Genomic DNA, 11,766 nt, shown 5'->3' with positions numbered 1-11,766 from the left:
AACATGTGAACTTGCTTATGTTGCACATCGCTCGCGGATGGTCACTATGTCTTTTTGCCTGCAGCTTGGTCATTCAGACCAGGCATTCGGGCTGTCGGACATGGTCCAACGGACAGCCGCCGGCCCCACGATGGGAGCACAGACCATCTCGACACGAAGGAAAACCATGACCACGTATGACATCGCGTTGATCGGGTTCGGAGGCGTCAACCGAACCCTCGCCCAGCTGATCCACGACCGTGGAGACTCCCTGAAGAGCGAACTGGGCTTTGGCTTGCGGGTCGTCGCGATCACGGACCTGCGGCTCGGTTCCCTGGTCAAGGACGGCGGCATCGACCTTTCGATGGCCCTGCGGCTGGGAGGCGGCAGCGATACCTTCGCGGACCATGGCGGATCAGTCACGCCGGACAACGAACATGTCATCCGCACCTGCAGCGCGGACATTGTCTGTGAGGCTACGTTCACCAACCCGGAAGACGGGGAACCAGCCGTCTCCCACGTACGTTGGGCGTTGGAATCGGGCAAGAGCGTCTGCACAACGAACAAGGGGCCGGTGGCACTGCGTGGCCCGGAACTTACCGCACTGGCCGAACGCAACGGCGTCCGTTTCGAATTCGAAGGCGCGGTGATGAGTGGCACGCCTGTCATCCGCCTGGCGCGGAAGATGTTCGCCGGCCTCAGGCTGGCCGGGTTCGAGGGCATCCTCAATGGAACCAGCAACTACGTGCTGGGTCGGATGGAAACCGGGATGGAGTTGGGCAAGGCCATTGCGGAGGCCCAGGAGTTGGGTTACGCGGAAGCGAACCCGGCGGCCGATATCGAAGGCTTCGATGTTCAGCTCAAGGTCCTGATCCTCGCGAATGAGCTCCTTGGCGCAGGCATCTCCCTCAGCGACGTCACGCGGCGGGGAATCTCGGAACTGTCCGCGAAGGAAGTCAAGAATGCGGCGCTTGCAGGCAGGCGCTGGAAATTGGTGGGCTCGGCCAAGCGGAACCCTGACGGCACCGTGAGCGCAGGTGTCGAACCCGTTGCCTTGCCGCTTGGCCACGGACTGGCTGGCGTCTCCGGCGCTACCAACGCCGTCTCGTTCACCACGGACCTGCTGGGCCCTGTGACGGTCTCCGGCCCCGGGGCCGGAAGGGTGGAAACCGCCTACGCCTTGCTTTCGGATATCATCGCCATCCACGCTGCCAAGGCAGGAGTGGCCGCACATGCTTGAAACACTGCAAGCCGCCTGCGAAGTCACCAGTCCCTTTGATGGCCGCCTGCTCGGCGTTGTTCCGGTTACTGCTCCCTCCGAAGTTGGCGGGATTCTTGCTGCAGCCCGGGAAGGCGCGGCCGAGGCCCGCAGGCTGTCCCGCCACGACCGTGGCCGGATTTTGGAATCCGCGGCCGCGGCACTTGAGGAGCGGCGTGAGGAATTCGCGCGGACCATCACAGCAGAGGCCGGAAAGACGATCCGCCAGGCCCGCAAGGAAGTGCTTCGAGCGGTCAACACCCTGCGGCTTTCCGCTGCCGAGGCCCGGAGGAATGCAGGTGAAGTCATCCCCTTTGACTCGTTTGAAGGCTCCGGGGACCGCCAGGGATGGTTCTCCCGCGAACCGCTGGGCATTATCGCGGCCATTACGCCCTTCAACGACCCCCTGAACCTGGTGGCACATAAGCTGGGCCCGGCCATTGCCGGCGGCAACGCCGTCATTCTCAAACCGTCCGCGCTGACACCTTTGTCCGCCCAGCTGCTGGCGGGCGCCCTTGAAGACGCCGGACTGCCGCGGGGCGTGCTCACGGTGGTGCATGGAGGCCGGGAGCTCGCAGAGGAAATCATCCGGAGCCGGGACGTCCGGATGGTGTCTTTCACCGGTGGATTCTCCACCGGTGAAAGCATCGCCCGCTCGGCCGGGCTCAAGCGACTGTCCATGGACCTGGGTGGCAATGCTCCGGTGCTGGTCCTGGACGATGCAAATCTTGAGGCCGCCGTGGACGCCTGCGTGTCCGGTGCTTTCTGGGCGGCGGGCCAGAACTGCGTTGGAGTCCAGCGCATCCTGGTGGCGCGGCCGCTCTATCCCGAATTCCGCCGTCGCTTCCTCCAGCGGACTTCGCTCCTGGTTGCCGGCGACCCCATGGAGGAAGGCACCGATATTGGCCCCATGATCACCTCGCGCGCCTTGGCGGAGGTCAAGGAAAAGCTGGATGAGGCGATCGCTGCCGGGGCCCATTGCCTGACGGGCAATTTCCGCCAAGGCAACGTGCTCCACCCCACCGTCCTGGAAAACGTACCTACCGGTTCCAGGCTGTGGCAGGAGGAGGTCTTTGGCCCGGTGGTGATGCTGCAGGCATTCGATGCGGTGGAGGAAGCCTTCGCGATGGCCAACGGGATTGGGTTCAGCCTCCATGCCGGGATCTTCACCGAATCCCTGAATGCAGCCCTCGATGCGGCGGACAAGCTCGACGCCGGCGGTGTGATGATCAATGATTCCTCCGACTACCGCTTTGACGGCATGCCGTTCGGCGGGTCGAAATACGGGAGCATGGGAAGGGAAGGCGTCCGGTTCGCCTACGAGGAGATGACCCAGCCCAAGGTCATCTGCATCAAGCGCGGTGAAGGGTGACCGCGCCGCGGCTTACATAGCTGGAGAGCGACATCGCTGTCACGGTGTCCTTGACGCCGGGAAGGGCCGCGATCCTTTCCCAGATCTCCTGGATCCGTTCCAGCGAGCGGGACTCCAAGCGGACAATCAGGTCAAAATCACCGCTGACGACGTCGCAAAGAACAACCTCCGGAATGGCTTGGAGTGCGGCGACTACATCAGAGCCGCGTACCCGGTCCTTACGGTAGATCATCAGATATGCGGTAACAGGCGCTTGTCCGGGCGAACCGGAAACCACGGTGTAGCCCTGGATCTGGCCGTGCCGCTCCATCCGGTCGATCCGTTGCCTCACGGCGTTGCGGGAGAGGAGGACTTTGGCGGCCAGTTCGGCGTGGCTGATTCGGGCGTTCCTGGTGAGCTCTTCCAGTATCCGCTGGTCAATCTGGTCAAGGCTTGCCCGGTCCATGTGTATCCTTCAGCGTTGAATCATTGCCGCCCGGCTATGGCGATGCGGGGAGCCCGGAATGAGAACCCAAAGTCCGATGATAGTTGTAGGCCGGGCAAGGCTGGCAAAGAAGCAGCCCGCCCCTCAACCCCACACGGGGCAAGAGGGGCGGGCCGCCGTCGTTCTTCCCGGATGCCGCGCCCCGCACTCTGCATAGTGCGGGGCGCGGCAGGTTCAGGCCGGGTGCCGGCAGGCTGACACGGAGTCAGTCGGCCAGCAACCGGCCCCACCTTGGGGCGAGCAAGGGGGCGCCGGCAAGCTTCAGGGAGTGCCACAGGGTCACGGCCACGGAGTCCAGCACGGGTACATCCGTGCGGGACTCCACCTCCGCCGTGATGTTGGCACCGTACAGGTTGGTGCAGAGGTAGATCAGGGCATCCGGCTTCAGTGCGGCCAGCTCCAGGGAACCCGGCAGCATCTCCTCGTCGGTGACCCGGGCGAAGGATTCGTTGTCGCTCAAGTCCAGGTGCCGGTGGTCCACGGTCTTGATACCGTGCTTGGCGTAGGACGCAACCACGGCCTCGTTCACGTCGGCCGTGTACGGGGTGAGCATACCGATCCGTTCGGTGCCGAACGCGGAGAACGCGGCCAGGTATGCCAGCGTGGAGGTGGTGGCGGGGATGCCGGTGGCGTCGGTGATTTCCTGGACGAGTTCCTCGTCGTGGGCGGCACCCAGCCAGGACCCCGAGGTGCCGTTCCAGGCGATGACGTCCACGTCCGCAGTGGCGAGCAGCTCCGCGGCCGCGCGCATCCCGGGGGCGTCGAACTGCTTGTCCGAGGAGTCGTCCAAGGCTATCCGGGTGACGTTGATCCGGGTGAAATGCAGGGTGACGTCCGTGCGCTCGCCGAGGATCCGGTAGCTTTGCGGCTCCAGGCAGGTGTTGGAGGACGGCACGATCATGCCGATGCGGACGGGGCGGTTTTCGGAAGGCAAGGGGAATCTCCTAGACAGTAGCGGGGGAAGCGGCCACGGCGTCGCGGTGCTCGGTGAAGCCGTTGCGGGCCACGAAGCGGCCCACGGGGCCGGGATCGTGGAAGCCCTCCTCGTCCAGCACCACGCGTCCGGCGGAGACGACGACGGCGGGCCAGCCGTTCAGCGCCTTCCCCTCGAACGGCGAGAAGTCGGTTCCCATGTGCAGCGCGCCGCCGTCGACCTTGCGTTCCTCGGCGGGATCGAAGATCACGAGGTCGGCGTCGAAGCCTTCGGCGATGCTGCCCTTGCGGGGCACGGCGTTGATCCGGGCGGGGCCCGCGGAGAAGACTTCAACGAAGTCCTCCACGGAACCGCCGGACTCGGTGACCAAGGCGGTGAAGGTCACTGGCATGCGGGTTTCGACACCGGGCAGGCCGTGCGGCATGAAGCGGATGTCGTCCGTGCGCTCGCGCTTCTGCGAGAGGTCGTAGCAGGAGTGGTCCGAGGAAACGGTGTGGATGGCGCCGGCGGCGAGGCGTTCCTTGAGGGCGGCCACGGTTTCCGGGGATCGCATGGGCGGGCAGCAGGCGTACCACTCGGGGAAAGTACTGCCGTACACGGTATCGTCCAGGGTCAGGTAGTGCGGGCAGGTTTCCGAGTAGGCTTCCTGGCCTTCGGCGCGGGCTTCGGTCACCAGGTCCACGGCTCCGGCGGTGGACTGGTGCACGAAGTACACGGGCGCGCCGGTGTACTTGGCCAGGGCCAGGGTTTCCTTGACGGAGACTTCCTCGGCCAGCTCCGGGCGGGTCCGGTGCAGGTGCTCGATCCCGATCAGCCCGTCCGCTGCGTGCTGCTCGGTGCAGTCGGCGATGATGGCGTCGTGTTCGGCGTGGATGTAGGTGAGTCCGTCCAGGCGGACCATCTCGCGCATGACTTTCACGATGGTGTCCCCGTCGGCCATGGTGGAGCCGCGGTTGGTGGTGTACATCTTCACGGAGCGCACGCCCTCGGCGGCGAGCTGTTCCAGCTGCCACGGCACTGTTTCGTCCCAGCTGATCACGGAGCCGTGGAGGGCCACGTCGCAGCGGGATTCGGCGGCCAGGCGCTTTTTGTTGAGCACGGCATCCAGCGGGGTTTCCTGGGCGTCCCGCGGGATGCCGAAGTCGATGATGGTGGTGGTGCCTCCCCAGAGGGCCGCGGTGGAGGTGACGGCGAAGTCGTCCAGGGTGCGGAAACGGCCGGTCACCTGGGCCACGTGGCAGTGGCCGTCGATGCCGCCGGGGATGACGAGCTTGCCCTGGGCGTCGATGGTGCGGGCAGCTGCCGGGACGGGCTGGGAGGCGTCGATCAGCTCTGCAATGCGGCCGTCCTGCACCACGATGTGCGCGGCCTGGCGTGCCGGTCCACCGGACAAGCGGGAGTTCACCACGGTGCCGTTGGCGATGACGAGTTCTGGGATGAGGGACATCGGTGTCCTCCTACTTCTGTGAAACGGGTGCGGCAGCGGCGGCATTGGACTGGGCGGCTACATTGGCTTGGGCGGTGGCGAGGGCGGCGTCGAGGTTTTCGGACAGGCCGGCCCGCTTCTTGACCGGCGGCGGCGCGAACGCGCCCTGCCGGTGGAAGCCGGACTGCAGTTCCACCACGGCCTCGGTCATCCGGATGCCGGCGGAAATGCCGTCCACCACGGGGACGGGGATCTGTCCCTCAAGGTCGCGGGCAAGTCCGGCGAGCGGCGCACCTGCCAGGATTACGACGTCGGCTCCGTCCTCTTCGACGGCCTGCCGGCTCAGTGCCAGGAGGGTGTCCTTGAAGTCGTGCTGCACGGAACCGATGCCGTGCAGGCTCTGCTTGATGGAGCGGATGGAGGCGAGGCGGCCGCCGAGTCCGAAGTGCTCCACGCAGTCCCGGTACCAGGCGGTGATGCGGTCCGAGATGGCGATGATCGAGAAACGCTGGCCCTGCAGCGCCGCGGCGCAGAGCGCGGCTTCGGTGATGCCGATGACCGGAACATCCACGAGCTCCTTCAGCGCCGGCATGCCCGGATCGCCGAAGGCCGCCACCACGACGCCGTCCACGCGGCTGCCGTCGGTGGCTGCACTGCCCCCGGCGTACTCTGCGATCAGTTCGGCGACGGCGCCGGCGGCGATGAGCGATTCAAAGCGGGTTTCGATGTACTCGACGCCGTGCGGGGCAGTGCGCACGATCAGCTCGGTGTCCTGGCCGGCGGAGCGCAGGGCTTCGGCCTGGATCAGTGCGGTGACGTCTTCGCTGATGTTGGGGTTGATGACCAGTAGTTTCATGTTCGTTTCCGTTGCAGGGTGAGTTCGCTTGCGGGGGAGTCTTCGGGGAACTGTTCGCGGTACTTGCCGATGTGCGACGCCGACTGGGCGGCCGCGCGCTCCGGGTCACCGCTGGCGATGGCGGCGTAGAGGTCACGGTGTTCCTGGATCAGTTCGGGCAGGTCGCTGACGTGGCGGAAGAGCCAGTGCATGCGGCCCTGGAGGGGCTCCAGCGCCGAGCGGAGGAAGTTGTTGTTGGCGATGGCGGTGATGGCGTCGTGGAATTCGCTGTTGGCCCGGTGCGCTTCGAGGATGGAGCCCTTTGCGAGGAAGCGTTCGGCATCGTCCAGAAGCCCGGCGAGGCGCTTGAGGTCATCTTCGGTGGCCCGGCTTGCTGCCAGCCGGCAGGCGAGCACTTCGAGGGATTCGCGGACGTCGAACAGGTCTTCCACGTCCTTGGCGCTCAGCCCTGCCACCTCGGAGCCACGGGAGGCACGGTCCCGGATGAGGCCCTCCTGGCGCAGCATGCGCAGGGCTTCCCGGATGGGCAGGCGCGACACGTTGAACTCGGCGGCCAGGTCACGTTCCACGAGGCGGGTGCCGGGGGCGTAGTGGCCTTCGAAGATCCGGGTGCGGAGGGTGTCCCGCACGGCCTCGCGGAGGGGGCGGTCGGAGGCGGGGGTTTCTTCTGCTGCCAGCATCATTGCTCCATTCGTGGGGTTTTTAGCGACTTTACGTCCTCAGTGGTGTGCATCGCGGTTCAGTCCCGCACTGTGCTGGTGGATGACCTGCTGGTGGATGACGGACCGCTGGTTGACGGACCGGCGAATGACGGAGGGCTGAAGCGGCCGAACGCCTTTTCGAGGGCGACGGCCACGGCGAGCACTTCACGGTCGCGGTAGGGCCGGCCCACCACCTGGATCCCCACGGGCAGGCCTTCTTCGGACAGTCCGCATGGCACCACGGCCACGGGGAAGCCCAGGATGCTGATGGCCCGGCAGCAGGAACCCAGCTCGGTCCACGGAATGTCCTTGCCTTCCACGGTGAAGCTCTGTTCCCGGGGATCCGACGCCGGAACGCTGGCCACGGGGAGCAGCAGGATGTTGTGCTCCTCCATGGAGGCCAGCACCTCGGCGCGGATGGCATCCCGCTCCGCCGCGGCCTTGCGGTATACCACCACGGAGGCGGGTTCTCCCAGCAGGCCATGGAGGTGGGCGCCGAGCTCGTCCTCGCGGCCGGCGGCAAGCTCCGCCACCTCGGGCATGCCCTCGGCGGTGCGCAGCGCCACGAAGGCGGCCGCGGCCCGCTCCAGTCCCGGCGGACGTCCGTGCGTCACCGGAACGCCAAGAGCCGCGAGGGCCTCCGCTGCCGAGCGCAGTACGGACACCAGGTCCGCCCGCACGGGGTGGGTGCCTTCGTCCTCGAACCAGGCCGCGGTGAAGCCGTCCAGGCTCTCGAGCGCCGCGCCGAGCGGGACCGGCACGGTGGAGGGGTCCACGCCGTCAGGCCCGGCAAGGATCCCGAGCAGCACGCCCAGGTCCTCGGCGCTGCGGGCCAGCCACGCCACGCTGCCCAGGCGGTGCAGCGCGGACATCGAGTTCGGAGCGGGCAGGCTGCCGTCCGCAGGCGGAACGTAGGGCAGCAGGCCCGTTTCCGGAATGAGGCCGACGGTGGGGCGCAGGCTGGTGATGCCCGTGCAGTGCGCTGGCCAGCGGATGGAACCGCCGAAGTCCGTGCCCAGGCCGAAGGCACTCATCCCGGAGGCGACGGCGGCGCTGTCGCCTCCGGTGGAACCGCCCGACGTCAGCGTGGTGTCCCAGGGGTTCCAGGTTTCGCCGAAGAGCGGGTTGCGGCTGTGGGTCTCCACCGCGAATTCCGAGCAGTTGGTCTTGCCGAGCAACACCGCACCTGCCTCCTGCAGGCGGCGGACCGCCGTCGCCGATTCCGCCGGGATGTAGTCGCGCAGAAGGGGACTTCCCGCCGTCGAGCGCAACCCCTTGACCGCCAGGGTGTCCTTCACGGTGAAGGGGACCCCGTGCAGGGGCCCGAGGAATCGGCCCTCCGCTGCGGCGGCGTCGGCGGCCTCGGCTTCCTCACGTGCCCGTGGATTGGGGGTGACGACGGCGTTCAGGCCGGGATTGGCCTCGGCGATCCGTGCCTGGTGCAGCTCCAGGCACTCCACGGCGGTCAGCCGGAGCTCCCGCAGCGCGGCGGCCCATTGGACCATCGAGAGGCCGGTCAGCAGGCTGCTGTCCACAGCAGGAACCGGGGCCTCCGCGGAAGGCAGGACGGTGTTGTTCATTGTGGGGACTTTCTAACGGCTGGCCGCAGGGGCTTTGGTGCCGGCATCGGCCATGGCGATCTTGGAGGTCTCCTTGGCAACGAAGACGCAGTAGACCATGAGCAGCAGGGTCGCGGACAGATAGCCGGCCACGGAGAAACCGGAGGTGGTGAGGGCGATCAGCTGGATGGCGATCAGCGGGGCGAAACCGCCGCCGAAGACGCCTGCCAGCTGGAAGCCCACGGCCGAGCCGGTGTAGCGGACCTTGGTGGGGAACAGCTCGGGAATGAAGGACGCCACGGGGGCGTACATCGCGGCCACGATCACCAGGCCGATGGCCGGTGCGATCAGCACCAGGAACGGTTCCTTGGAGTTGAGCATCGCGATGAACACGAAGCTGTAGATGATGCCGCCGATGGCGCCACCGATCATGACCGGGCGGCGGCCCACCTTGTCCGAGAGCGCACCGAACAGGGGGATGGCGATCATCTGCGCGACGGCGGAAATCGTGGAAGCGGCCAGCGCCAGGCTCTTGGGGAGGCCGAGGTGTTCGGTGCCGTAGACCAGGACGAACAGGGCGAAGATGTAGAACGCGATGTCGCTGCCGATGCGGGCGCCGACGGCCAGGGCCAGGGCCTTCAGATGGTGCTTGAAGACGTAGACGAGCGGGGCCTTGACCTCTTCCTGCTTCTTCGCTTCGGCCTTCTTTTCGGCTTCCTCGAAGACGGGGGATTCGGCGAGCTTCATGCGGATGTAGAGGCCGATTGCCACCAGGAGGAAGCTGATCAGGAACGGGATGCGCCAGCCCCACGCCATGAAGGCGTCCTTGGGAAGGGCCGTGGTCATCAGGGTGAAGATGCCGGTGGCGAGCAGCAGGCCGGTGGGGGCCGCGCTCTGGACGAGGCTGCCGAAGAGGCCGCGGCGGCCGCTCTTGTCCGACTCGGTGACCATGAGGGCGGCACCGCCCCATTCGCCGCCGATGCCCACGCCCTGCAGGAAGCGCAGGGAGACCAGCAGGATGGGAGCCCAGATGCCGACGTTCTGGTAGGTGGGCAGGAGGCCGACGGCGGCGCTCGCCAGGCCCATCAGGAGCAGGGTGGTGACAAGGACGTTCTTGCGGCCGATCCTGTCGCCGAAGTGGCCGAAGATCGCGGCGCCGAGCGGGCGGACCACGTAGCCCACGGCGTAGGTGGCCAGGGCCAGGAGGAGGCCGGTGGCCGGATCCGAGCCGGGGAAGAACAAGGCGGGGAAGACGATGGATGCTGCCGTGCTGTAGGCGAAGAAGTCGTAGTACTCGAGGGTGGTCCCTACGAAGCTTGCCGCGACGACCCTCTTCATTGAGTTCCCGCCGCCCTTCTTCGTGGAGTCCTTCTTCGTGGATCCGGGGACGGAACTGTGGGTCTGGGAATTGATCGACACTGGCCCTCCTGGGCGTTGCGACTGGCTCATCGGATGAGCGGTTACTTGCAATAGGCGGCGGGCGAGGCGGTGGCTCTCGGTGCCCTTACATGTGCTTCCGGGTGAACGGTCCGGAGGCGTTCGCGGTGAGGAGTTCGTCCTCGAGTGTGCCTGTTTGGGATCCCAAACATGACGGTAAGTTCTGGCGACTTCGCTGTCAATGGTTTTGGGATCCCAAACTGTGTTGCAGTGTGGATTTCCGGGGATTGCCCGGGTTTCGATACTGGCTGTCCTGTCTCCCGGCCTTAGACCGGGAGGCGCTTGCTGTAGTCGAGCGTCAGGACCGAGATGCCCATGATCACGGCAGAGGCCACGAAGTAGAGCAGGGCCCAGGTGTAGCCGCCGGTGGCGCCCACGATGAAGCCGACCGCGATCGGGGTGACCATGCCGGCGATGTTGCCGCTGAGGTTCATGGCTCCACCCAGGATGCCGGCGTTGCTGCGGCCGCCGAGCGTTGCCGGAACGGCCCAGAAGAGACCGACCCAGCGGAGGAAGAACAGCACCACGGACAGCAGGATGACGGCGGTGATCGGGTCCGGGACCACGGTGACGCCCACCAGGCCGCCCACCACAACCACGCTGGAGATGCCCAGCAGGGTGCGCATGACCTTGTTGGCGGAAGCGCCGGATTCGCGCCACTTGTCGGCGATGGTGCCGCCGAGGATTTCGCCGATGAAGCCGGCGCCGAAGATCACGAAGGTGGACCAGCCGATGGTCTTCAGGTCGAAGTGCTTGGCCTGCGACAGGTACAGCGGACCCCAGGTGAGCAGGCCGTAGAACACGCCGTTGAAGCCGAGCCAGCCGAAGCACATGGCCCAGAAGGAACGGAACTTCATGTAGGGGAGCAGGCCGCGGCGGGTGGTGGTCGCGCCCTGGGACTGGGCAGCCTCGTCCTCGGCGCGGTGCGAGGCCTCGATGTACTCGGCTTCGGCGTCGTTGACGGCCTTGTGGTCGCGGGGGTTGTCGCGGACGTACCACCAGATGGCCAGGCCCAGCACCACGGTCAGGATGCCTGCGATGATGAAGGCCATGCGCCAGCCGCCGGCGGCGGAGATCAGCCAGGTGATGAGGATGCCGCCCACGCCCGCGCCCAGCGGTGCGCCGGCGTCGAGGATGGTGGCGCCGCGGCCGCGCTCCTTGGAGTGCATCCAGAGGGCGTTAAGCTTGCCGCCGGCCGGCATGACACCGGCTTCGGTGACGCCGATGGCCATGCGGGCGATGAACATGCTCAGGAAGCCGCCGGCCATGCCGGAAGCCGCGGTGGCTGCGCCCCAGCCGACGCAGGAGGCCGTGACCACCTTGCGGGGACCGAAGCGGTCGATCAGCCAGCCGACGGGGACCTGCATGAGGGCGTAGGTCCAGAAGAAGGCTGAGAGCAGAAGACCGACCATCTCCGGGCCGAGGTTGAACTCCTTCTGGATGATGGGCAGTGCCACGGAGATGGAGCCGCGGTCGATGTAGTTGACGGCCACGAGGACCAGGAGCAGGAGGAAGAGTTTCCACCGGACGCTGGTGCGGCGCTTGCCGGCAACACTGCCCGCCTGCGGACGCTCGGCTTCCGTGGTGGTTTGGGAATTATGGAGAGACACGCTTCTCCTTAGTTTGGGGGGACTGAATGCGGAGGAGTTCTTGGGGGATTCGCGTTCGCGGTTCGGCGGGCGGTTCGATTGCCGGAGGTTCGGCGGCAAGCTGCTCGTTCTGCCGGTGGGATCCGTAACAAGATTTGGGATCCCGATTTG

10 protein-coding genes are annotated in these 11,766 nt (G+C 66.5%); 2 read left to right on the top strand and 8 right to left on the bottom strand.

Annotated features, from left to right (window positions below; all coding sequences use genetic code 11):
• Positions 1-166: 166 nt before the first annotated feature.
• On the top strand, positions 167-1,219 hold the full coding sequence (locus ACN9M4_RS19515) for a homoserine dehydrogenase (RefSeq protein WP_426300866.1): 1,053 nt from the start codon (positions 167-169) through the stop codon (positions 1,217-1,219).
• Entirely contained in the window at positions 1,212-2,609 is a 1,398-nt protein-coding gene (locus ACN9M4_RS19510; protein ID WP_426300864.1) for an aldehyde dehydrogenase family protein, read from the top strand. Before ACN9M4_RS19515 ends, ACN9M4_RS19510 begins: the two co-directional genes overlap by 8 nt.
• On the opposite strand, the gene ACN9M4_RS19505 is transcribed toward ACN9M4_RS19510, so the two are convergent.
• The 8 genes from ACN9M4_RS19505 to ACN9M4_RS19470 form a co-directional block, all read right to left on the bottom strand.
• Entirely contained in the window at positions 2,590-3,054 is a 465-nt protein-coding gene (locus tag ACN9M4_RS19505) for an Lrp/AsnC family transcriptional regulator (RefSeq protein ID WP_426300862.1), read from the bottom strand. The two genes, ACN9M4_RS19510 and ACN9M4_RS19505, sit on opposite strands and share 20 nt — an antisense overlap.
• Positions 3,055-3,298: 244 nt before the next feature.
• Entirely contained in the window at positions 3,299-4,027 is a 729-nt protein-coding gene (locus ACN9M4_RS19500; RefSeq protein WP_426300860.1) for a maleate cis-trans isomerase family protein, read from the bottom strand.
• Between the two features lie 10 nt (positions 4,028-4,037).
• Positions 4,038-5,474 carry an amidohydrolase family protein gene (locus tag ACN9M4_RS19495; protein ID WP_426300858.1) on the bottom strand — a complete coding sequence of 479 codons (1,437 nt, stop codon included), beginning with the start codon at positions 5,472-5,474 and terminating at the stop codon, positions 4,038-4,040.
• A 10-nt stretch (positions 5,475-5,484) separates the two neighbouring features.
• Positions 5,485-6,309 carry an aspartate/glutamate racemase family protein gene (locus ACN9M4_RS19490; protein WP_426300856.1) on the bottom strand — a complete coding sequence of 275 codons (825 nt, stop codon included), beginning with the start codon at positions 6,307-6,309 and terminating at the stop codon, positions 5,485-5,487.
• Positions 6,306-6,992: a GntR family transcriptional regulator gene (locus tag ACN9M4_RS19485; protein ID WP_426300854.1), complete on the bottom strand. Its 687-nt coding sequence runs from the start codon at positions 6,990-6,992 to the stop codon at positions 6,306-6,308. The genes ACN9M4_RS19490 and ACN9M4_RS19485 overlap by 4 nt, the downstream gene beginning before the upstream one ends.
• A 56-nt stretch (positions 6,993-7,048) precedes the next feature.
• The gene (locus tag ACN9M4_RS19480) at positions 7,049-8,590 is read right to left on the bottom strand and encodes an amidase (protein WP_426300852.1); all 1,542 of its coding nucleotides are present in this window, start codon (positions 8,588-8,590) and stop codon (positions 7,049-7,051) included.
• A gap of 12 nt (positions 8,591-8,602) precedes the next feature.
• Positions 8,603-9,988: an MFS transporter gene (locus ACN9M4_RS19475; protein WP_426300850.1), complete on the bottom strand. Its 1,386-nt coding sequence runs from the start codon at positions 9,986-9,988 to the stop codon at positions 8,603-8,605.
• Between the two features lie 284 nt (positions 9,989-10,272).
• Positions 10,273-11,616, bottom strand: a complete 1,344-nt coding sequence (locus tag ACN9M4_RS19470; RefSeq protein WP_426300848.1) for an MFS transporter — start codon at positions 11,614-11,616, stop codon at positions 10,273-10,275.
• Between the last annotated feature and the right edge of the window lie 150 nt (positions 11,617-11,766).

The organism is Arthrobacter sp. R-11 (assembly GCF_049913155.1).
GTDB lineage: Bacteria > Actinomycetota > Actinomycetes > Actinomycetales > Micrococcaceae > Arthrobacter.
Note: the sequence above shows the minus strand (reverse complement) of the source record. Positions and strands in the feature narration are given on the sequence as shown.